The organism is Paractinoplanes globisporus DSM 43857 (assembly GCF_000379645.1).
GTDB classification, from domain to species: Bacteria; Actinomycetota; Actinomycetes; order Mycobacteriales; family Micromonosporaceae; genus Actinoplanes; species Actinoplanes globisporus.
In genome coordinates, this window is the sequence record NZ_KB903324.1 from 85,165 (window position 1) to 105,503 (window position 20,339).

The 20,339-nt window shown below is 68.5% G+C and carries 21 protein-coding genes and 1 tRNA gene; 10 read left to right on the forward strand and 12 right to left on the reverse strand.

The features are described 5' to 3' along the window. Window positions 1-519: 519 nt before the first annotated feature. The 8 genes from A3CQ_RS0135910 to A3CQ_RS58025 form a co-directional block, all read right to left on the reverse strand. Window positions 520-1,440: a carbohydrate kinase family protein gene (locus tag A3CQ_RS0135910; protein ID WP_020515793.1), complete on the reverse strand. Its 921-nt coding sequence runs from the start codon at window positions 1,438-1,440 to the stop codon at window positions 520-522. Beyond that, window positions 1,434-2,387 (reverse strand): glycoside hydrolase family protein, encoded by a 954-nt coding sequence (locus tag A3CQ_RS0135915; protein ID WP_245577483.1) that lies wholly within the window; start codon window positions 2,385-2,387, stop codon window positions 1,434-1,436. The genes A3CQ_RS0135910 and A3CQ_RS0135915 overlap by 7 nt, the downstream gene beginning before the upstream one ends. A gap of 85 nt (window positions 2,388-2,472) precedes the next feature. Further along, entirely contained in the window at window positions 2,473-3,516 is a 1,044-nt protein-coding gene (locus tag A3CQ_RS0135920) for a LacI family DNA-binding transcriptional regulator (protein ID WP_020515795.1), read from the reverse strand. A gap of 77 nt (window positions 3,517-3,593) precedes the next feature. Next, the gene (locus tag A3CQ_RS0135925) at window positions 3,594-4,715 is read right to left on the reverse strand and encodes a glycoside hydrolase family 172 protein (protein ID WP_020515796.1); all 1,122 of its coding nucleotides are present in this window, start codon (window positions 4,713-4,715) and stop codon (window positions 3,594-3,596) included. A 28-nt stretch (window positions 4,716-4,743) separates the two neighbouring features. Next, the gene (locus tag A3CQ_RS0135930; RefSeq protein ID WP_020515797.1) at window positions 4,744-5,589 is read right to left on the reverse strand and encodes a carbohydrate ABC transporter permease; all 846 of its coding nucleotides are present in this window, start codon (window positions 5,587-5,589) and stop codon (window positions 4,744-4,746) included. After that, window positions 5,589-6,551: a carbohydrate ABC transporter permease gene (locus A3CQ_RS0135935; protein ID WP_211216742.1), complete on the reverse strand. Its 963-nt coding sequence runs from the start codon at window positions 6,549-6,551 to the stop codon at window positions 5,589-5,591. The genes A3CQ_RS0135930 and A3CQ_RS0135935 overlap by 1 nt, the downstream gene beginning before the upstream one ends. Then, entirely contained in the window at window positions 6,548-7,906 is a 1,359-nt protein-coding gene (locus A3CQ_RS0135940; RefSeq protein ID WP_020515799.1) for an ABC transporter substrate-binding protein, read from the reverse strand. The genes A3CQ_RS0135935 and A3CQ_RS0135940 overlap by 4 nt, the downstream gene beginning before the upstream one ends. Window positions 7,907-9,139: 1,233 nt before the next feature. Next, the gene (locus tag A3CQ_RS58025; RefSeq protein ID WP_020515800.1) at window positions 9,140-9,604 is read right to left on the reverse strand and encodes a GNAT family N-acetyltransferase; all 465 of its coding nucleotides are present in this window, start codon (window positions 9,602-9,604) and stop codon (window positions 9,140-9,142) included. Between the two features lie 74 nt (window positions 9,605-9,678). On the opposite strand from A3CQ_RS58025, the gene A3CQ_RS0135950 reads away from it, so the two are divergent. The 5 genes from A3CQ_RS0135950 (at window position 9,679) to A3CQ_RS0135970 (ending at window position 13,407) form a co-directional block, all read left to right on the forward strand. Beyond that, complete coding sequence (locus A3CQ_RS0135950; RefSeq protein ID WP_051115453.1) at window positions 9,679-10,326, forward strand: nucleoside deaminase; 648 nt, start codon at window positions 9,679-9,681, stop codon at window positions 10,324-10,326. Window positions 10,327-10,341: 15 nt separating this feature from the next. Further along, window positions 10,342-10,956: a hypothetical protein gene (locus A3CQ_RS61285; RefSeq protein WP_169516336.1), complete on the forward strand. Its 615-nt coding sequence runs from the start codon at window positions 10,342-10,344 to the stop codon at window positions 10,954-10,956. 187 nt (window positions 10,957-11,143) lie between these two features. Continuing rightward, a complete protein-coding gene (locus A3CQ_RS55290) occupies window positions 11,144-11,716 on the forward strand; it encodes a site-specific integrase (RefSeq protein WP_026206583.1) in 573 nt (190 codons plus the stop codon). Between the two features lie 135 nt (window positions 11,717-11,851). Then, window positions 11,852-12,691: a phytanoyl-CoA dioxygenase family protein gene (locus A3CQ_RS0135965; protein WP_245577481.1), complete on the forward strand. Its 840-nt coding sequence runs from the start codon at window positions 11,852-11,854 to the stop codon at window positions 12,689-12,691. A 275-nt stretch (window positions 12,692-12,966) separates the two neighbouring features. Further along, the gene (locus A3CQ_RS0135970) at window positions 12,967-13,407 is read left to right on the forward strand and encodes a tyrosine-type recombinase/integrase (RefSeq protein WP_026206585.1); all 441 of its coding nucleotides are present in this window, start codon (window positions 12,967-12,969) and stop codon (window positions 13,405-13,407) included. Window positions 13,408-13,435: 28 nt separating this feature from the next. On the opposite strand, the gene A3CQ_RS0135975 is transcribed toward A3CQ_RS0135970, so the two are convergent. Then, window positions 13,436-13,511: transfer RNA gene (locus A3CQ_RS0135975), tRNA-Lys, on the reverse strand. Window positions 13,512-13,669: 158 nt separating this feature from the next. Between A3CQ_RS0135975 and A3CQ_RS0135980 the strand changes: the two genes are divergently transcribed. The 4 genes from A3CQ_RS0135980 (at window position 13,670) to A3CQ_RS0135995 (ending at window position 17,930) form a co-directional block, all read left to right on the forward strand. Further along, complete coding sequence (locus tag A3CQ_RS0135980) at window positions 13,670-14,917, forward strand: L,D-transpeptidase (RefSeq protein ID WP_020515804.1); 1,248 nt, start codon at window positions 13,670-13,672, stop codon at window positions 14,915-14,917. A gap of 183 nt (window positions 14,918-15,100) precedes the next feature. Beyond that, complete coding sequence (locus A3CQ_RS0135985; RefSeq protein WP_020515805.1) at window positions 15,101-16,345, forward strand: L,D-transpeptidase; 1,245 nt, start codon at window positions 15,101-15,103, stop codon at window positions 16,343-16,345. An 87-nt stretch (window positions 16,346-16,432) separates the two neighbouring features. Further along, window positions 16,433-16,843, forward strand: coding sequence for a hypothetical protein (locus A3CQ_RS0135990; protein WP_020515806.1), 411 nt, complete (start codon window positions 16,433-16,435; stop codon window positions 16,841-16,843). 181 nt (window positions 16,844-17,024) lie between these two features. After that, on the forward strand, window positions 17,025-17,930 hold the full coding sequence (locus A3CQ_RS0135995; protein WP_020515807.1) for an MHYT domain-containing protein: 906 nt from the start codon (window positions 17,025-17,027) through the stop codon (window positions 17,928-17,930). Window positions 17,931-17,947: 17 nt separating this feature from the next. Here the strand turns inward: A3CQ_RS0135995 and A3CQ_RS0136000 are convergent, their stop codons facing one another. From A3CQ_RS0136000 to A3CQ_RS0136010, 3 genes are read right to left on the reverse strand one after another with little or no spacing between them, the layout of a single operon-like run. Then, on the reverse strand, window positions 17,948-18,301 hold the full coding sequence (locus tag A3CQ_RS0136000) for a PRC-barrel domain-containing protein (RefSeq protein WP_020515808.1): 354 nt from the start codon (window positions 18,299-18,301) through the stop codon (window positions 17,948-17,950). A 43-nt stretch (window positions 18,302-18,344) separates the two neighbouring features. After that, on the reverse strand, window positions 18,345-18,779 hold the full coding sequence (locus tag A3CQ_RS0136005; RefSeq protein WP_020515809.1) for a response regulator: 435 nt from the start codon (window positions 18,777-18,779) through the stop codon (window positions 18,345-18,347). A gap of 53 nt (window positions 18,780-18,832) precedes the next feature. Beyond that, entirely contained in the window at window positions 18,833-19,225 is a 393-nt protein-coding gene (locus A3CQ_RS0136010; RefSeq protein WP_020515810.1) for a DUF2750 domain-containing protein, read from the reverse strand. Between the two features lie 218 nt (window positions 19,226-19,443). Here A3CQ_RS0136010 and A3CQ_RS58030 point away from each other — a divergent pair. Continuing rightward, window positions 19,444-20,339: hypothetical protein (locus A3CQ_RS58030; RefSeq protein ID WP_084699381.1), on the forward strand; the 896-nt coding region annotated here is incomplete at its 3' end.

Below are 20,339 nucleotides of genomic sequence, written 5' to 3' on the forward strand. Positions count from 1 at the left end.
CGTCATCGAGGATGTGCGCTCCGGTGGCGTCGGTGGTCGACACCCGTGACATGCCGGCCGGCGGCACGCCGGCGTCTGCATCCCTAGCTCGCCATGCTCCGATGCCGGGTCCCCCGGCTGCCTTGAGATCCGCGAGCAGGCTGCCCCGTTCACGCAGGACTTCGTGCAGGATCCAGCGGGCGGCGACAAGAAGCTCCGCGACGGGAACCGTCCTGCAGCAGCTCCAGCACGCGGATCCTCACAGGAGCTGGAAGTGGCGCTGGACCCAGTGCTGGGACCTGCTTCGCCGGCGCCGGGCCGCCCCTCGAGGTCGGCAACGACCCGAACTCTGAGCAGGCCCACAGGATGCACAACCTGATCATCTACACCGCCGAACCCGGCGCTGCTTCCGAAGACCGGCTCAAACTTCTCGCCAGCTGGGCAGCTACCCAATCTCGCGAGGCAGGGCCCACCCCAATCTCCCCAGCCCGGACCGCTCTGATCCGTCGAGCATGCGTGGTGCTGGTCATGTTCGGGTTGTCAGACAGGGTCGTCGTGACGGGGCGAGTCGGCGCCGGCTCGGGTGCACGTGATCGAGGCGATCCGGATGGCCTGGTCGATGACGGCGATGAGCTGGTCGCCGTCGAGGTCTCGGATTGTCGCCGGTGTGCCGCGTCCCGTTGATCGCAATGCGGACAGCAGTCCGGCGGTGAAGGCGTCGCCGGCGCCGATCGTGTCGACGATCTCGATCGGCGGTGCGGTGCGGTGCACCTCCTGGCCGGCGTGGACGGCGAAGGCGCCGTCGCCGCCGAGGGTGATGACGACCAGGCTTGGGCCGAGAGCCGCCCAGTGGCGAGCGACCGCGGTGACCGATTGGCCGGGGTAGAGCACCTGGAGGTCTTCGCTGCTGGCTTTGACGACGTGCGCAGCGCTGATCAGCTCAAGGGTCCGCTTCCGTGTCGCGGTGAGGTCGCCCCGGACGGCGGGGCGGATGTTCGGGTCGAAGCTGAGCAGGACTTCACCATCCCGGCGCATGCGCCTCAGCAGGTCGCTGATCCGTTCGGCGCCGGGGGACAGGTAACAGGCCAGGGATCCCGTGTGCAGGATCGTGGTGCCGACTGGCACGGCAAGCTCGGCCGAGCTCCATTGCCAATCGGCGGTGCCGTTGAGGTAGAAGTCGTAGCCGGCGACGCCGTTGCTGTCGAGGCTGACGACGGCCAATGATGCCGGTTCCGGCTGATCGACCGGGCCGGTGACGGTGACCCCGTTGCGCTGAGCGTGCGCGTGCAGCAGGCGCCCGAACGCTGATCCGGACAGGCGCGCCAGCAGCGCGGTCGGCTCGCCGAGCCGGGCAAGCGCCACCGCCACGTTGAGCGGGCTGCCACCGGGATGGGCGCGGAAACCGGCGTTCGTGTCGCTGGGCAACAGGTCGACGACCGACTCGCCGAGGACGGTCAGCACGTCGCCGCCATCGTGGTGTCCGCTTGGAGTGTGCCGTCGGCGAGTCGGACCGGCATGGGGTCGCTGAGCCCGCCGACGAATCGGCCGCCGGCGCCGCGGTTGTGGAAGGCGAGCAGCTGCCACTGTCCGCGGGGGTCTTCGACGAGACGGCCGGCGTACAGGCTCTCATCGGTGATCTGGTGGGCTTTTGACGTGTCGAAGGGACCGAGCAGTCTGTCGCCGGTGACCGACCAGATACCGCCCGTCTCGCCGTCCGCGCGGCGTACCGCCGACAGTTCCGGTCGAAGGCAGGAGAACAACAGCACCGGCTGGCCGTCGACAATCTCGACCTGGGGCACCTCGAGTTGTCCGAAGCCGCTGCCGGGGTTGGTCAGCGGCGGTTGCACAGCCCAGTGGATCAGGTCCGCGGAGCGGGCGTGGCCGATCACGCCGCGGTCGTCGGCCGGGCCGTGGTTGGCGCGGGCGGTGATCAGCATGTGCCAGCCGTCGCCGTCGGGGTCGGCGAACACCCACGGGTCGCGCCAGGCCTCGTTGGGCCAGGGGGCCTCGCCGAGTCGCTCGTACCAGCGCGGGTCGGCTTCCAGCAACGGACCGTCGTGCCGGTTCCAGGTGGTCAGGTCCGGTGAGGTGGCCATCCCGATACGTTGCACGAGCCCGTCGCCGGGGCTGCCGACACCGGTGTAGAACATGCGCCAGAGCCCGTCGGGGTCGCGAACGACCGAGCCGGTCCAGGTCGCGATGTCGTCGAAAGCCGGTCGGTCGTCGTGGACGAGCGCGTCGTCGACCTGGGTCCAATGGCGCAGGTCGGTCGAGACGGCGTGGCCGATGCCGGCCCGGTAGTGCCGCCGGTCCGGGTCGTGCAGTGCCCGGGAGGCCTGCAGGAAGAACAAGTGGTAGCTGCCGCCCTCGCGGGCCAGCCAGAAGTCCCACGACCAAGCGTTGGCCATCGTGAACACAGGGAGATCCTTAGAAAGTCAGGGTGAACCACCGGTCCCGCGTCCTGCGCGGCACCGGAGCAACGGGTGCGGTCGTTCAGGGAATGGTCGGTGCCGCCACGGAGTCGCGCCGAACCAGCGGGCATTCCATGGTTATGTGCGCGGGCGTGCGGCGCCGGCGGCGAGCCGGTTGTACCTTGCCCAGGATGTCGATCATGGTGTTGACTGCCCAGGCGCCCATCTCGTAGTGGGGGAGGGCGACGGTGGTCAGGGCCGGGAAGAGGCCGTCGGCGATCATTTCCTGGTTGTCGAAGCCCACCACCGACACGTCGTCCGGTATCCGTAGGCCCAGCTCGTGAGCGGCCCAGTAGGCGCCCATCGCCATACGGTCGTTGAAGCAGAACAGCCCGGTCGGCCGGTCCGGGCGGCGCAGCAGTTCCATGGCGGCGCGGTAGCCGCCGGGAGTGTCGGATTGTTCGACAACGACCAGGTCGGGGGCGAACGGCAGGCCCGCGTCGCTGAGCGCCTGCCGGTAGCCGACCAGCCGGCCGTGGGTAGCGGGGATGTCGTCGATGTTGGTGGCGAAGCCGATCCGGCGATGCCCGGCGGTGACCAGCTCCTGTACGGCGGCGCGCCCACCACCGACCTCGTCCGGGACCACGGACGGATAGACCTTCGCGGTGGAGCTGGCATCCAGGAGGACGACCGGCAGACCGGCGAGCCGGTCCGGGACGGTGACCTGCCGGTGGTACATGGTCGCGTAGAGCACTCCGTCGACCTGGTGCTGCAGCAGCGCGCTGATCTCCCGGTCCTCGAGGTCCGGGTCGCCGCCGCTGTTCAGCAGCAGGACGACCCAGCCTTTCGCGGAGGCCGCTTCCTGGGCGCCGAGCATGATGCGCCCCGCGTGCGGGGTGGTGGCGATCTGATCGGAGAGCAGGGCGAGGATTTGCGTACGCTGCAGCCGCAGGCCTTGGGCGAGCTTGTTCGGGGCGTATCCGAGTCGCGCGGCGGCCTCGGTCACCCGTTCGCGGGTCACCTCGCTGACGCGTGCGCCGGTGGTGTTGTTCAGCACGTGCGAGACCGTCGTCACGGACACGCCGGCCGCGCTGGCCACATCCCGGATGCTTACGTTGCGTCCCATCGCCCAACCTGTGTCGTCTCGAATGTCCACCCGGGTGCCGCCGCGGAGTCCGTGCCGGCACCACGCTAGCGGAGCCCTTATTCATCCCACAGACCGTGCTCTGGCCAGCGGCGGGGCAGCCGCTGCTCGACCGGCGGCAGTTCCGGGGTGGGCCGGTGCGGCAGGTGCTGGTACCAGTAGGCGACGCTGGAGTAGTCGTTGCCCTGGTCGTTGGCGTGCCCGTGCTCGATGGTGACCCGGATGGACTTGCTGAACCGGACCGGGTCCTCGATGTGGAAGCGGTACAGGCTCCACAGCCCGAAGTGTTCCTGGGCGCTGCTGGCCAGGGAGATGCCGTGGTACGGCCCGGCGTACGCGCCGCTGGGAAAGCCCCAGGCCGCGCCGAAGTAGTCCTCGGTGCCGGTGCCGTGCAGCGATGGCGGCCATACCTCGCCATCGATAAAAATCATGTCGTCGCCCTCGCCGGGCCAGGTGAACATCTGATTGGAAGCGTCGAAGTTGTCGATACTCAGCACGCAACCGACATAGTGACCGGTGCCTTCCGCCTCGAGGATGACGTAGTTGTCCTCGCCGGTCAGGTTCACGCCGGGCAGGTCCCACGGGGCGGGCTTCTCCTCGGTGGTCGGGTGCACCACCTTCTGCGTCGGCTTCTCCTGCCGGTAGAGGGCGTGGAATCGGCCGATGTCGTCCGGTACGGACTCATCGGTGAGGTCGTAGTCGACGTAGTAGAAGAGGTTCTCGATCGGCTGGTCGCTCTCGTTACGGATGACGATCCGCGCGCCGGTGGCGAAGGGCATGGGGAAGTAGCAGTTCATCGCGGCCGCGAAGGGCCCCTTCGGGCCGCGTCGCGGGCCGGTGACCTGGCTGATCGGCAGCGCGACGAAATGCGAGCTGACCGCGTGCCCGACGCCGAAGAAGTCGCCGAGAGGGCTTCGTACGCTGGGCGTGTTCTCGCCGTCCCAGTACATCTCCAGCACGAGTTTGCGCAGGTACCGCTCGGAGTAGCAGCGGGTCGTGAGCCAGATGTGGGTGATGATGCCCGCGCCGGTCAGGTCGGCCAGCACGTGGGTCTCGCCGGCGGGGACGACCGCGAAGTCGCGGTTGCCGCCGGTACGGTCCCAGCTGGATTCGCGCCGGGACCGGGCGGACTTGATCTTCGGTAGTCCGCCGAGCGGGCTGCTGGCTTGCCAGAACGTCACGGTGCTTCCTTTCGTACGTATGGCGGGGTCAGCCCTTGACCGCGCCGAGGCTGAGGCCGGCCACGATGCGCCGCTGCAGCAGCAGGGTGAGCACCACGGCGGGCAGGGAGTACAGGGCGGCCAGCGCCGTCATCGGACCCCAGTCGAGGCCGAACTGGCTTTGCAGATTCGCGATGGCCAGCGGAGTGGTCTGGGCCTTGATCGAGGTGAGCAGCAGCGCGAACAGGAACTCGTTCCATGAGGCGAGGAACGCGAAGATGGCGGTGACCGCGGTGCCGCCGGCCACGACGGGCAGGATTACCGAGATCAACGCCCGCGGCCGGGAGCAGCCGTCGACCAGGGCGGCCTCCTCGATCTCCGGAGGTACGGATTCGAAGAAGCTGGCGAGGAGCCAGATGGACAGCGGAAGTGCGACGGTGGTCTGGGCCAGGGCGAGCCCGGTGGGGGTGTCGATCAGGTGGACGGCGCCGAGGATGCCGACCAGCGGCACGCCGATCGCGACCGCCGGGGCCATGCGGACCAACAGCGAACCGGCGAGCATGATCCGCCCGGCGCGGGTGCGGTAGCGGGTGATGCCCCAGCCCGCGGGGATGGCCAGGGCAAGGGAGATCGCGGTGGCCAGCGTCGCGGTGGTCACGCTGTTGATGAATGACGCCCGTACGCCCTGCCGGTTCACCGCGGTGATGTAGTTGTCCAGGGTGATGCGGTGCGGCAGGACGGTCGGCGGGACAGCAATGGCCTCCGTCGCCGGCTTCAGCGAGGTCAGCAGCAGGTAGAGGAAGGGGAAGGCGTAGGCCACGACGACGGCGATCGCCAGCAGCCACAGCAGCGCGCGGCGCAGCCGCCGCCGGGCGGGATCGGTACGGCGGCTCATCACGACTCCCGGCCGGGGCGCCAGAGCGTCATGACGGCGATCAACGCAACCACCATCATCACCGCCATGAAGACGGTGCTCATCGCGGCGGCGGATCCCGGGTCGTTGTAGGTGACCATCGTTTTGTAGATGTGCAGGCTGAGTGTCTCGGAGGCGGACTGGGGGCCGCCGCCGGTCTGGATGAGGATCGTGTCGAACGCGCGGGCGGCGTCGACACCACGGATGATCAGCGCGACGGCGATGACCGGTCGCAGCAGGGGCAGGATGATGGTCCGCAGCAGCCGCAGCCCCTGGGCGCCGTCGAGCCGGGCCGACTCGAGCAGCTCCGGCGGGATGGACTGGAGCCCGGCGAAGATCATCAGTGTCATGAACGACGTGGTGAGCCAGACGTCCGGGATCGCGACCGAGAACAGCACCAGGTGCGGGTTGCTCAGCCAGGCGATGTCGCCCGCGTCGCGGAGAATGCCGACCCGGGTCAGCAGCTCGTTGACGATGCCGAAGTTGTCGATGAGCATGAACCGCCAGAGCAGGCCGGCGACCAGCGGCGCGATCATCAGGGGATAGAGGAACACCGTCCGCAGGATCTGGGAGCGGGGGCCGAGGGCGTAGAACAGCAGCGCTACCGCCAGTCCGAGACCGAGCTCGGCGACGACGACAATCACCGTGTAGACCAGGGTGCGCAGGCCGGCGGCCCGCACCGCGGCGTCGGTGAAGAGGTCTTGATAGTTGGCGAGCCCGCCGAAGCGGCGACCACCGGCGTCGAAGGTGGAGCCGGTGTGCAGGCTGTCGATCAGCAGTTTCAGCAGGGGCCAGCCGACGAGGGCGAGCAGCACCAGCGCCGCGGGAGCGATCAGCAGCAGGGCGTAGTTGCTGTCGCTGAGTCCCCGGCGATGCCGGCGAGGGCTGCTCTTGGCAGACCCGCGCAACACAGCCGGTTGCGCGGCGGCTGGGGCTCGGCTCACTTGATGATGCCTTCGATCTGCGTGCGCGTCGACTTCAGCAGCGCGGCGTAGTCGGCGCCCGGGGTGACCGCTTTCTGGAGCATGGGGATCAGCGCGCTGTCGACGATCTGCTGCCACTTCGGATGCGCGGGACGGGATCGGGTCGCGGGCGCGTCGAGGGTCTTCAGCAGCGGACCGAACGCCTCGAAACCCTTCTTGTCGGCGTACTGCTGATATGCCGACTTGCGCGCGGCCAGGCCGAGCGACGTGTCCAGGCTCAGGGCATTGTTGTCGTAGCAGAACTGGATGAACTGCTTGGCCAGGTCCTGCTTGGCCGACGACTGCGGCACCGACAGGTACCACGGGCCGGGGATGCCGGCGACGCCGGCCGAGCCGCCGATCATCGGCGCGGCGCCCACCTTGCCGGCGACCGCGGCGTCGGTGGGGATCTGCCGATACGCGTGTGCCCAGAACCGGGTCATCGCGGTGCTGCCCTGGTTGAACAGGTTCTGCGCGGCGGACCAGTCGATCTGCGCGGCGCCGGCCGGGCTGACCTTGTACTTGTTCTGCAGGTCGGCGTAGAACGCCAAGGCGGCCAGGTGCTGCGAGTTGTCGACGATCACGGCTCCGGTGTCGTCCAGGACCACGCCGGGGGAGCCGGCCTGCAGCACGTGCGCCAGCCATTCGGTCTCGACCTTGCCCTTGACATCGGTGCCGTAGAGCTTCTTGTCGGGGCGGGTGAAGAACTGGGCGACGTCGGTGAACTGTTCCCAGGTGGCCGGTGGGACCAACTCGTAGCCGTACTTCGCCTTGAACGCCGCTTTTTCCTTGGGGTCGCCGAACAGGTCGGTGCGGTAGAGCAGCACCTCGGCGTTGGTCCAGACGGGCATCCCGACGAAGTGGCCGCCGACCTGTGGCTCCTTGACCAACGCCGGGAACAGGTCCGCCTGCACGGCCGGCGTGAACAGGTCGTCGAGGGGGGCGAGTTTGCCCGCGAACAGCGGGATCCAGACCGCGTCGATCGCACAGATGTCGAAGCTGGCCTTTGCGCCGGCAAGTTCGCTGGTCAGCCGGTTGAACAGGCCATCGTAGGGAAGCTCCACGAGGGTGACCGTGGTGCCGGTCTGCTGGCGGAACTTGTCCACGATCGGCTGTAGCTCGATCTTGCCGCCGCCCTCGCAGGCGAGGGTCAGCGTCTTGGAACCTGCTGAGTCGGAGCTGTCGCCGCCGGCGCCGCAGGCGCTGGCGAGCAGGGCGACCCCGGCACCGGCGGAGAGGCCGAGCAGTCGTCGGCGGCTCAGCCCGGCAGACGCCGGATCGATGGAAGCAATGGCGCTGGAGCTCGGAAAGCGGGCGCCGCGGCGGGTAGAGAACACGGACTGGCTCCTTCATGGCAAGGCAAGAACCGTCGAGCGCCGGGACGCGCGGGACGAGGCACACCACGCCGCGGTCATCTACCAGCCTGGCGCGCGGCGCCCGATCAACGCAGGCGACCAGGGAAATCCCGGAGCGGATCGCCTGCCAAAACGTTAAGCCAAATGGTTTTGGCAGACGATAGATCGCACGTCGTGCGGCCGTCAAGTGTCGGCAGTGTTTCCGCCGCGGCCCTCGTCGGCGGCCGGCCCGGGATGGTTGACGCCGCCAACGTCACGGTGCTAGGACTTGCGCTGACACGCGTTCGCTCCTCCTGGTGCGGCATCGCCGGCCCACCCGAGGACGCTTCGGTCTGCCCCGGCCGTGTCATTCCCGGTTCCTGCGCGAATCGCCGCTACCCCCATTTCGAGGAGTGGCTCATGCCTGCCCACGACAACCCCAATCGGCCGGCGCACGGTGCTCAAGGCGCCGGCCGCCGCGCCGATCCTGGCAAGTCCGCTGTCGGCCGGGCCGACCGATCGCGGCGAGCCCGCCGACCACCGGCGTACCCGCGCACCGCGCTCACCGTTCGGCCCGCCGGACCTGGCCCACGAACCCTCATCGGCGTCCTGTGACGTCGCCATCGCGCGCCCTGCCACGACTCTTCCAGGAAGGACGGTGGACCGTGTCCACCGTGGACGACTGACTCGCTGGACGATTCCCGGCCTGCCCGGCGTCAACGCCAAGAACGACATCGGCGCCGTGATCAACAGCATCATCGCCGACGTCAAGGCCGGCCAGACGAACCAGATCTCCAAGCCTGGCGCCGTCATCTACATCCCACCCGGTGACTACTCGCTGAAGACCCGCGATCGGCCTGGGGTACGACGAGCGGCGACCAGAGCAATTACGTGGACGCGCAGGCCGACTCGACGATCGTCCGCGTTCACCAACGCTGCCGGAGCGCGTAAAGGGGGCTCAGCAGTAAGGACTCGTAGGTACGTCAGGGTCTGGGTCGCTCGCGCGGGGGGCTGACCACATGCAACAGACGCTCGTCGACGACGACAGCACGCTGATCGGAAACAGAGGAGGTAGTCATAACTCGCGGTGCGTCAACGCCAGCATGAGCACCAATGCCCTCGACGCGGCAAAAAAGGATGCCGGCTCCTCCGCGAGGCATGATCGTCGAGTGCGTGAACTGACGGATCTGACCGGCCGGTGGTGGGATTGGCAGGTGGATCGGTGGGACGCGTCAGTCAGCGGCTGTTGCCCATCGTCCACCTGAACGCTGATGCCGCGTGGGTTGCGCCTTGGCGTAGGTAGAAGCGATGTGCGTCGGTTCGTGCGACGCCGGATTCCAGAAAGACGTAGTCGGCGCCATGTTCCTGCGCCCACGCCCTGGTGGTTGCCAGCAGGATGGCGCCGACACCTCGAGAGCGCCATTCCGGGTGCACAGCGAGATCCTCGATCGAGGCTCGACGGCCGAAGCGTACCGACAGAATGTCCAGGTAGACGCTGGCCACGCCGATCACCTGATCGTCGTGCGAGCGGGCTGCGAACAATGCGGCGTTTTCGTCGGCGAGGATCTGCACGGTGCGCTCGACGGCGCGGTCGCGGTCCCATCCCGGTGGACGGCTGCCGGGCGGGTCGAAGAGCCACTCCAGCCCTATGACGAACTCGGCTGCGGCATGTCGCTGAAACTGTCGCACCTGAATGCTCATCGGAGCATCCTCCACTGCGTCGGCGAGATGCACGCTCTCGGAGGTCCTCGCCGCTTCCGTGCGAAGATCGCGGCATGGTGGAACTCACCGCACGTCGTGCATGGTCAACGCTCGAACCGCCGTGGCGGCACGCGATGACGATGGCTTGGGAGTCCTACCGTGACGGCGGAGTAGCGGTCGGCGCCGTGATCACCGACGACGCGGGCACCGTACTCGGTAGTGGTCGTAACCAGCGCTTTGCCGCGGTGGGACCGCGAGGTTTGCTGGCCCATGCCGAGATCGGAGCACTTGCCGGTGTGCCGGACGACAAGGAGTTCGCCCGGCGCATCCGGCTCTACACCACGTTGCATCCTTGCCCGATGTGTCTAGGCGCCGCCGTCGTGGCCCGCGTAGGTCACCTCGCTTTCGGCGCCAACGACCCAACTTGGCTCGGCATCGAACATTTGCCACAGCTCAACGACGAAGTGCGGCACCGTTGGCCGACTATCGAGGGTCCGTTGCCCGGCCCGATCGGCGAGTGGCTGGCGGTGCTGCCCTGCCTGAACACGAACGGCACTCTCTTCCGGGCGATGCGGCGAGTCTCCCCGATCCGTGCCCAACTGGCGCGGGTCATCGCCAAGAGGCTCGACAACCATCGCAAGCCGCCGGAGACCCCCGACCTCGCCTTGGACCGGGTATGGGATCTGCTGACGGAGGTCTGGCGCACGCCACCGCGCGGATGATCATTCGTCGACTGTGTGATCACGTATCCGCACGGCAGGCGTTCACCTGGCTCCCGGTCGACGAGCACCCCACCGGAAGCTGGCAGCTGCTGGGCCGCCGGCGAATTCCCCCTGGCCGCCGAGCCCGACAGCTGGGCGTTGACCACCCGGTCGATCCTCCAGGGAGACCGAGAAGCAACGACGGTTCTGCTCGACGACAACGCGTTCGACGTGCTCGACGATCGCGGCCACGAGGCCGACGACCTCTGCGTCATCTATCTGGGCCACCTCGTCCAGCGACTGCCCCGCCTGCACCGACTCGACGATCTGACCGACGGCTCGGTCGCGAACGCCACCGCTGACCACGGCTGGCATCGATCGGCGATCTCAGCTCAACAACGCGAGGCGAGCGTCGCAGCATCGTCGCTGGCAGCCCAGCGAAGGGATCGCTTGACGGGCGTCGGCCGTCGCACCCGGCTGGCAGTGCGGGCAGCGAGTGAGGCTGTCGCCAAGGCCCAGGCGCTGAGCCCCGGCCGCCGGAGGCTTGGTCGTGCGAGATCTCTTGCTGCCATCGCTTTCCGCTGTATCGGCTCGCTCGCCGCCAAATCGGCCGGGCAACCGGCGGGCCCGGCGACTCAGCGAGTTGGCTAAGCCTTGCATCGCCAACGAACGGCCACTGATCGACTAGCTCGAAACGTACCTTTACAAGTCCATAGTGACCGCTCAAGGGTCCGGGCCACCTTGCGCCGGGCACTCAACGCGGCAGCCGCCCACGGCTATCTGACCGATAACCCGGCCCGGATGCTCGAACTGCCCCTCGCCCCGGCTCACCCGTCCGGTGACCGGGTCGCAGCCGCGCGTTGCGGCCTGGCTGCACGACGGCACCCGGCCGAAGATCGCGGTCTGGGCGCCCGCGGTCGCCGACGATGATCTGTACGGGCTGTGGTGGCTGGCCGGCCTGAGCGGGCTGCGCCGCGGGGAGCTCGTAGGCCTGCGCTGGGTCGATGTCGACCTGGCCGATGCCACCCTGACGGTGAACCAGACTCTGGTCGAGTTACCCGGCACAGTCGCCGAATCTGAACTCAAGACCGCCGCCGATAACCGGACCATCACTCTCGACCCCGCCACCGTCAAAGTCGTCGCCGATCACCGGCGGCGGCAACAGCGCAGGTACGAGGCCCACGGAACAGCGATCGGGGAGACCGGCTTTGTGTTCGCGCGGCCCGACGGACGACCGATCCGGCCCGGCTGGCCCACTCACCGGTTCACCGCCCTGGTAGCCGCGCACGGACTGCGGGTTGGGTCCTCTCTCAACGAGGGCGACGTTCGTGCTCGGTCTGGCCTGACGGCAAGGAGTTGCGCAACGTTCGTCACGCGGCAACGTCGGGCGCTCTGCGGCAGAGAGCTATGACGCTCGGGATAGATCTGCCGCCGAGCTGCGGGATCGTCGCGCTGTCCCGTCCCCGCGGAGAGCCTCTTGAAATTGATGCGCATAGGTCTATGGTGAGGACTCTTCAGTCTGGACAAGCAGTCGGGGGAAGTCGTGGTGGCAAGGCTCAACATCGATGTGGATGCCTTCTGGGAAAACGGCTACCAGATCATCCGCAACGTCTATTCGCCGCAGGAGATCAAACGTCTCCGCGACGCGGCCTATGCGTCCCTGAGCCGCGGCCCCGGCGACCTGCTCTCCAATGCGCAGATGCGGAGCACCCTGACCGACGGCATCTTCGTGGAGGTCGCCAGAAGGCTCCTCGGAAGCGACGACATCTGGTATGCCGGCGACAGCTCCTTCACCATCAACTCCCGTCAGCGCGGTTTTCACAAGGACAACGCGGATCGCAAGGACCCCAACGGCCCGGACTGGAAGGGCCGCTACACGATCCTCCGGTTCGGTATCTACCTGCAGGACCACTGGAAGCACACCGGCGGGCTCAACCTGCGCGCCAAGTCGCACAACACGACCGACCACGCGGCCGGCGAGAACGTCTATGTCCGCACCCGGGTGGGCGACCTCGCGGTGTGGAGCCTGCGCACCACCCACAGCGGCAACGGCGTCCTGCTCAAGTTCCCCAGGTGGCGGTATCCCGAGCCCAAGGACATCCCGAAGTTCCCGAACTGGCGGATCGCGCCGGCGGACGGCGATCGGATCGCCGTGTTCGCCGCGATCGGCCTCAACGACGCGCACCACGAGCGGTACATCCAGTACCTCAAGACCCGGACGTACATGGTCAACTCATTCCGCGCGTCGCATTACGACGAGGAGACGCTGGCGGAGGCGGCCAAGGCCGGCCTGAACGTGCGCGACATCGGCAAGGAGATCGAGGGCGACGACACGGTCGGCAAGAACGCCGCCTGGGAGCCGATCCCGTACGAAGTGAGCTCCTGATCCACACGGTTGCGGACGACGATGTCGGTGTATCCATGTCGCCGGTCCGGAAAGCCGCGGCGTCCCACCCTTTTCCGTTTCCGATTGGGGCCTGATTGACGTGGGCGCCGATCCGGTCATTTGCGGTCGGCACCGATATCGCCACCTTCGCAGGACGCACACTTCGCCGGAACGCGAACGGAGCGGAAGCCCGTCCACGCCGTGGTCGGCGCGATCTCGTCCGCCGATGGCGCGGCCGGCGGGCGGCGGGGGAGCGGTGGCAGGAGACCGGGTAGGTGTTCACCACCCCCGACGGGCAGCCGTTGCACCCCGACTTCCTGACCCGCCGGTTTGTCCGCCTCGTCGAGGACAGCGGGTTGCCGCCGGTCCGGTTGCACGACCTGCGGCACGGCGCGGCCAGCCTCGCGCACTGCGCAGGCGCCGATCTGAAGACGTTGCAGGAGCAACTCGGGCACACCAGCATCGTGCTGACCGCGGACACCTACACCAGCGTGCTGCACGAGCAGCACGTCAAGGCCGCCGCGGCCACCGCCCGCCTGGTGCCCGGCACCCGACGCCGGAAGGGCTCCGTGACTGGGCCGCGAAAATCCGCAGCACCTCAACCGGCAAGCCGGCCGAAACCGCGCCGGGCCAGGCGGTCCAGCACCAAGAGCAGACGTCGGCAGGGACGCCCACGCGCGCCCCACACGCGCCCCGCAAAGATCAAGGCCGTATAGCCAGATGGCTATACGGCCTGGTGAAGCGTGGTGCGCCGCGTAGGACTTGAACCTACAACCCGCGGATTAAGAGTCCGCTGCTCTGCCAGTTGAGCTAGCGGCGCTCGTTCGGCAACGACGAAAACGTTAGCACGGGGTTCCTTGATCCTTGAAATCCGCCCCCTCCCATGACCTTCACAGCTTGAATCAGCCTCAAGGATGACTCGGACCCTTGCATCCATGCGGCAGGATGTCCCCGAAAACGGGGAAACATGATCTAGGGATGGTCGGCATGCGGCGCAGGCTGATGGCGGTCGTGGTGTTGGCGGTGGTTGCGCCTCTCGCGCTGTCCGGCTGCGGTGACAAGCAGCAACCGGCGGCGGCCGCTGGGGCCAGCGCTGGGCCCAGCGACAGCGCGAGTCCGGGGGCGAGCGGGCCGGCGCCCGAGTCCGCCACCGTGCCGATCGAGTTGTCCGTCACGCCCACCGCCGGCAAGACCGGGGTGCCGGTCAGCGCCGAGATCGGCTTCAAGGTCACCGGCGCCAAGGTCACGTCGGTCACGCTGACCGGCAGCGACGGCAAGGCCGTGCCGGGCGCGCTCCGCGACGACGGTTCCAGCTGGGTGCCGGGCAAAACCCTCAAGACCAAGGAGAGGTACGCGGCAAGCGTCGTCGCCACGTCCGACAGCGGTCTCACGAAGACCGTCCGCACCACCTTCACGACGATGGGCGCGCCGGGCCGCAAGACGGGCACCGGCCTCTACCTGTTCGACAACCACACGTACGGCGTCGGGATGCCGGTCGTGGCCGAGTTCAACCCGGGTATCAAGAAGGCCGACCGCGCCGCCGTGCAGAAGCGGATGTTCGTGCAGACCGACCCGCCGCAGCCGGGCGTCTGGTCGTGGACGTCGAGCGGCACCCAGGCGTACTACCGCGCTCCTCAGTTCTGGCAGCCGGGCACCAAGCTGACCGTGCGCATCGCGGTCGGCGGCGTGCCCACCGGCGGCGGACGCTACGGCGACCGGGACCGCTCGGCCACCGCCAAGATCGGGCGCGATTTCGAGATGAAGGTCGACAACGCGACCAAGAAGATGACCGTCACCCAGGACGGCAAGGTTGTCCGGACGGCACTGGTCAGCCTGGGCCGGCCGAGCAAGCCCTCGGTGAGCGGCACGATGGTCGTGATGGACAAGCTGACCGAGACCGTCTTCGACACCACCGACACCGACGGCGCCGCCGGCTACAAGACCAAGATTCAGTACGCGCAACGCATCACCTGGAGTGGGCAGTACGTGCACTCGGCTCCCTGGTCGGTGGGTGCGCAGGGACACCGCAACGTCTCGCACGGCTGCGTGAACGTCTCCCCGTCCAACGCGAAGTGGCTGTTCGACAAGACGCTGATCGGCGACCCGGTGATCGTCACCGGCACGGGCTCCAAGCTCGCCTACGGCGACGGCTGGACGGCGTGGAACGTGAGTTGGCCCGAGTTCGTCAAGGGCAGTGCTCTCCCCGTACCCCCGTCTCTGAAGTGAAAAGAATCTAGTCAGACCGAGGCAACGGACCGACGGGCCGGGCGCGTCAGGTCAGTAGGAAGTGTCAGTAGAAGGCCCCCCGGCCTCTGTGACCGGCGTGACGCGGCACGAATCCGGGATTGGTCGCCCGGCTTTCATAGAGCAAGATGGGGCGCCGGGGATGAACGACGCCGTGAGGGGACCATGAGCATCAGTCGAGTTCGCCGGCCGTGGCGGTTTGCCGCGGTCGCGCTGATCGCAGGCACCGTCCTGCTCAGCTCGGGCTGCGGTCACGGCGACAAGTCGCCGTCCTGGCAGGGCGGCGGTGACAGCTCGGCCGCCGCCGGCGGTGGCACCGGCTCTGGTAACGACGCCGCCTCGCCGTCGCCGTCACCCACGCTGAGCACCGTCGCGGTCGTCTCGCCCGCCGCCGACGCGACGAACGTGGTCGCCGCGATCGAGGTGAAATACACGAGCGAGGACCCGGAAAACACCTCCGTCGCCGTGACCGACGCCGGTGGCAACGAGGTCAAGGGCACGCTCGACAAGGACAGCAAGGTCTGGCGCCCCGACAAGGCCCTCGCGTACGGCACGAAGTACACGGTGACCGTGAACGGCACCGCGTCCGAGGGCAAGGGTGGCTCGACCACCAGCACCTTCACCACGATGGCGAAACCGTCGAAGATCATCCGGGTGACGAGCTTCCTCGGCGACGGGCAGGTGGTCGGTGTCGGCATGCCGCTGATCATCAAGTTCAGCCGTGCGATCCCCGCGAGCTACCGCGACGACGTCGAGCGCCGCATGACGGTCACCGCGACCCCGTCGCAGGAGGGCTCCTGGGGCTGGATCAGCCCGACCGAGGTGCACTACCGCCCCAAGGTCTTCTGGAAGGCGAACTCCAAGGTCTTCACCGACGTCCGGCTGGCCGGCGTCCCGCTCGGCAACGGCTACTACGGCAAGAGCGACCTCACCGTCGACACGAAGATCGGCCGCTCGTTCGTCATGACGGTCTCCAACAAGACCAAGCAGATGACGGTCAAGCAGGACGGCAAGGTCATCAAGACCATCCCGGTGAGCCTCGGCAAGAAGAGCACCCCGTCCTCGAGCGGCACGATGGTCGTGATGGAAAAGGCGAGGCACACCGTCTTCGACACCACCGACACCGACCCCGTGAACGGCTACAAGACGCCGATCGACTTCGCCCAGCGCATCACCTGGAGCGGCCAGTTCATCCACGCCGCGCCCTGGTCCGAGGGCAAGCAGGGCCACGTCAACGTCTCGCACGGCTGCGTCAACGTCTCCGAGGCGATGGGCGCCTGGCTCTTCAGCCGCACGATGATGGGCGACCCGATCACCGTGAGCGGCACCGAGGAGAAGCTGAAGCAGGGCAACGGCTGGACGGACTTCAACGTGAGCTACAGCGCGTGGAAGAAACTCAGCTACCTCTGAGTCTGGTTCCGCTTGGAGATCAAGGCGCGGTCGGCGACGACCGCGCCTTTTCCTATCGTACGGGGGAAAACCGCCTAATCTGGGCGTATGCGTCTCGTGGTCGTTCTCGCCTGCGCCCTCCTGGCCGGGTGTGGCGGTGAGGCGCGGACGGCCGTGACGCCCTCCTCGCCGGCGTCCGCCGGGCCCGCCGAGATCTCACCGAGCGTGATCGAGTCCGGCGTCGACGATCCACCGGGGTCGATCGCCTGCGCCCGGCTGGCCGTGGCGATCGAGGCCGGTTCGTTCATGACGCCGGGCGTGGTGGAAAATATTGTCTCCGCGAGCGCCACGGCCGACGCTCCGCTCGCCGACGCGGCTACCCGGCTGGGCGACGCGTATCGAGCGGCGGTCGCCGCGAAGGACAAACCCGATGAGCCGGACAGGATCGCGGCGGTTGGTGCCGTCGCTTCCGACATGTCCGGCGTTTGCGCGGAGAGCGGCCTCCGAACCGTCGGTTGATCTCAAGCAAGAAGATCAATGCCGAGCTGAGCTGCGGGGATGCCGAACAAAGAGAGCTTCGCGCGTTGTTTCGACATCTGTAGCCGGAACGTGACGCAACCTGCGTCACACTCCTTCACAAGTACGCGATCAAGCAGGCAGTATGCAGCGCGGACCTGGGGCTTTGAGGGAGGAACCGGCGATGGCGCAGATCCATCATTTCGATCACGGGTGGATCACCCCCACGATCAGTTACTCACTGTCCGTGCTGGGGTCGCTGCTCGGCCTGACCCTCGCGGCCCGATTCCGCTCGGCCCGCTCGAACGGCGAACGAGTCTGGTGGCTCATCCTCGCGGCGGTCGCCATCGGCGGCACCGCGATCTGGAGCATGCACTTCGTGGCGATGATGGGCTTCAGCGTCACCGGCACCCCGATCCGGTACGACGTGGGCCTCACCGCGGCCAGCGCCATCCTCGCCGTCATCGCGGTCGGGATCGGTCTGGTGATCGCGCTGTTCGGCCAGAAGGGGCAGAACGTCCGCATCGTCGCCGGTGGCATCGTGGCCGGCCTCGGCGTCGCCGCGATGCACTACACGGGCATGGCCGCGATGCACCTGAACGGCGAGGTCTCGTACTCGGCGACCCGGGTCGGCATGTCGATCGGCATCGCGGTGGTCGCCGCCTCGGTGGCGCTCTGGCTCGCGGTCACGGTGCACAAGCCGCTCGCCATCTTCGTCTCGGCGCTGGTCATGGGCATCGCCGTCAACGCCATGCACTTCACCGGCATGTCCGCCATGTCGGTGACCACGCACGCGCCCGGCGACCTCACCGGCGCCAGCGCCACCAGCATGATCGTCCCGATCGGCGCCACGGTCGTCTTCGGCATCATCGGACTCGCGTACGCCCTGATGGCCGCGCCCACCGAGGAAGACCGCGAGGCGGTGGCCTATCTCGCCGCCCGGCGCGCGGCGGCGGCCAACGCCGGAACCATGCCGCGACAGACCTTCGGCTACTCCGAGCCCCCTCAGGCCGCCCCCGACCAGCAGCCGCAGCGGGGTGCATCCGCGCTCGGCGGCAGTTCCTGGACCTACCGGGACCGTTCTCGCTGACGCTGGGTCGTTCCCGGCTATCGCGGTTGCACCAGCCAGTCCCATGCCTTCTTGAGGCCGTGGCGCAGGCCCTCGTCCTCCTCCGCCACGCGGGCCGACGGGTCGGCGCTCGGCTCCGGCAGCCCGGCGGCCGGCACGGCGACGATCACGCCGTGCTCGTAGAGCCCGTCGACCAGCGTCGCGCGGGCGAACCGGTGGCCGGCGGCGGTCTTGACCAGCAGGCCGTGGAAGACGTCGGCGCCCTCGTCGGCGAGGACGTGCTCGACCTCGCCGATCCGCTCGCCCGACCGGTCGAAGACGGGCGTTCCGTCCGCCAGCACGAGGTAGGACACCGGCGCGCCGAGGTCCTCGGGTGGTTCCTTGTCGGTCATGCCTCCGAGGTACCCAGGCCCCGCACCCGGTACACGGGGATCGTCAGTGACGGGCGCCGGGCAGGCTCGCCACCTCACGGTAGAAGCGGTCGATCTGCCGTACGGTCGACTCGAAATCGTCGAGGCCGAACGGCTTGGTGACGTAGGCGTTGGCGCGCTGCTGATAGCTCGCCACGATGTCGGGCGCCGCGCCCGAGGTGGTCAGGATGACCACCGGGATCGCCTTGAGCTGGTCGTCCGTCTTGATCGCGGCGAGCGTCTCGCGCCCGTCCATCCGCGGCATGTTGAGGTCGAGCAGGATCAGGTCGGGACGGCTCGCCGTCGCGTACTGGCCCTCGCGGCGCAGGTAGTCGAGCGCCTCCCGGCCGTCGGTGACCCGCTCGACCGTGGCGCTCGTCTCGGCCTCGGCCAGCGCCTCCGAGATCATGAGGGCGTCCGCATCGTCGTCGTCGACGACGAGAATCTGCAGGCTGCGCATGACGTCCCCCTTATTTGCAGTGCCGCAAGCATAGGGGTCGGTATCGATCCGAACTACCGCTGGGTCGTGTGAATTCGCGGTTCGGCCGTGATCTCCGGCTCGAGCTCGGCGAACCACCGCAAAACCTGGCCGGGCGTGAGGTCGTAACCGGTCGCCTTCGCCCCGGCCCAGTTGACCCCGACCAGCAGTTGGTCGTGTTCGAGCCCGGCCATCCAGTTCGACAGCCACTCCTCGACCGGGATCGGAACAACCTCGAATCCGCCGTACGCGGTGACGTGCTTGACGACCAACTGGGCGCGGGTGGGCTTCGACCAGAACGGCACCGCGCGCCGGCCGTCGTCGTCGGCGGGCGCCGGGAAGCCGTCCGGATCGCGAATCGCGAAGACCTGGCCCCCCTGCGTGACCTCGCGGCGGAACGCCGCCTTGTGGGCACCGCTGAGCGACATGACGTCTCCCTTCAGGCGTACGCCTTCCATCGTGGCCGATCGGCGGGCGTCCGAGCTGCCTTTTCGGCCGAGCCGCGACTAACCATTTTGTCCAAAAAGATTAGATAAGTCCGAAACGCCGCTCAAAACCGGCCCCCCGTGAGGCATTGCACCTAGTGTCCGTTTTGCCCGCCGCGACTTCGAGCGCCGGGTGTCGGATCTCCCCACCGGAGGAATGGATGAACAACACTCGGCGTCTCGGCGCGATGCTGGCCATGGCCACCGCGACGGTCGGCATCGCCACGGTGACCGCGACCGCCCCCGCGTCCGCGTCCCTCGCCCCCCGCGGCCCACAGCCGGTCTCCAACTTTCTGCGCGCCGTCCGAGCGCACTCGATGAGCTGGGTCAACATCAACTGGCGTACGGACCGCCGGATCTGCGACGTCGAGGTGCGCGTGATCGCCCCCGACGTGCGGGTCGGTTACTCCGCCCACCGCCCCTACGCGACGTTCTCCCGCGGCGGCAGCCTCCGCCCGGGCCGCGCCGACGTCACCCCGATCGCGGTGAACGCCAACTTCGACCGCGCCGGCCTCATCCACCTCCGCACGACGATCTCCTTCGACAACTGCACCCGCCGGGCACGCACCGAGTACCGCTCGTTCTCGCTGGCCCTCCCGATCCTGCGCAACCCGAGCTGGCCGGGCCACGGCCTGCCGGGCGCGCCGGGTCACCCGGGCGCTCCCGGCCACCCGGGCAGCCCCGGCGGGCCGGGCGGTCAGGGTGGTCCGGGCGGTGCCGGCGGCCAGGGCGGTGCCGGCGGCCACGGCGGCCACGGCGGGCCGGGCGGCTTCGGCGGCCAGGGCGGGTCGGGCGGCCAGGGCGGCTTCGGCCACGGTCAGGGCGGCGGTGCCGGTCAGGGCAACGGTGCCGGGCAGGGGAGTGGCGCCGGGCAGGGGAGTGGCGCGGGTCAGGGCAATGGTGCCGGGCAGGGGAGTGGCGCGGGTCAGGGCAATGGTGCCGGGCAGGGGAATGGCGCGGGCCAGGGTGGTGGCGCCGGGCAGGGTGGTGGCGCCGGGCAGGGTGGTGGCGCCGGGCAGGGTGGTGGCGCCGGGCAGGGTGGTGGCGCCGGGCAGGG

Excerpts from the sequence above, each read along its gene's own strand:
- A3CQ_RS0135915 (WP_245577483.1), bottom strand. The coding sequence starts at position 2,387 with ATGGCCAACGCTTGGTCGTGGGACTTCTGGCTGGCCCGCGAGGGCGGC.
- A3CQ_RS0135920 (WP_020515795.1), bottom strand. The coding sequence starts at position 3,516 with ATGGGACGCAACGTAAGCATCCGGGATGTGGCCAGCGCGGCCGGCGTG.
- A3CQ_RS0135930 (WP_020515797.1), bottom strand. The coding sequence starts at position 5,589 with ATGAGCCGCCGTACCGATCCCGCCCGGCGGCGGCTGCGCCGCGCGCTG.
- A3CQ_RS58025 (WP_020515800.1), bottom strand. The coding sequence starts at position 9,604 with ATGAGCATTCAGGTGCGACAGTTTCAGCGACATGCCGCAGCCGAGTTC.
- A3CQ_RS0135950 (WP_051115453.1), top strand. The coding sequence starts at position 9,679 with ATGGTGGAACTCACCGCACGTCGTGCATGGTCAACGCTCGAACCGCCG.
- A3CQ_RS0135980 (WP_020515804.1), top strand. The coding sequence starts at position 13,670 with ATGGTCGGCATGCGGCGCAGGCTGATGGCGGTCGTGGTGTTGGCGGTG.
- A3CQ_RS0135985 (WP_020515805.1), top strand. The coding sequence starts at position 15,101 with ATGAGCATCAGTCGAGTTCGCCGGCCGTGGCGGTTTGCCGCGGTCGCG.
- A3CQ_RS0135990 (WP_020515806.1), top strand. The coding sequence starts at position 16,433 with ATGCGTCTCGTGGTCGTTCTCGCCTGCGCCCTCCTGGCCGGGTGTGGC.
- A3CQ_RS0135995 (WP_020515807.1), top strand. The coding sequence starts at position 17,025 with ATGGCGCAGATCCATCATTTCGATCACGGGTGGATCACCCCCACGATC.
- A3CQ_RS0136000 (WP_020515808.1), bottom strand. The coding sequence starts at position 18,301 with ATGACCGACAAGGAACCACCCGAGGACCTCGGCGCGCCGGTGTCCTAC.
- A3CQ_RS0136005 (WP_020515809.1), bottom strand. The coding sequence starts at position 18,779 with ATGCGCAGCCTGCAGATTCTCGTCGTCGACGACGACGATGCGGACGCC.
- A3CQ_RS0136010 (WP_020515810.1), bottom strand. The coding sequence starts at position 19,225 with ATGTCGCTCAGCGGTGCCCACAAGGCGGCGTTCCGCCGCGAGGTCACG.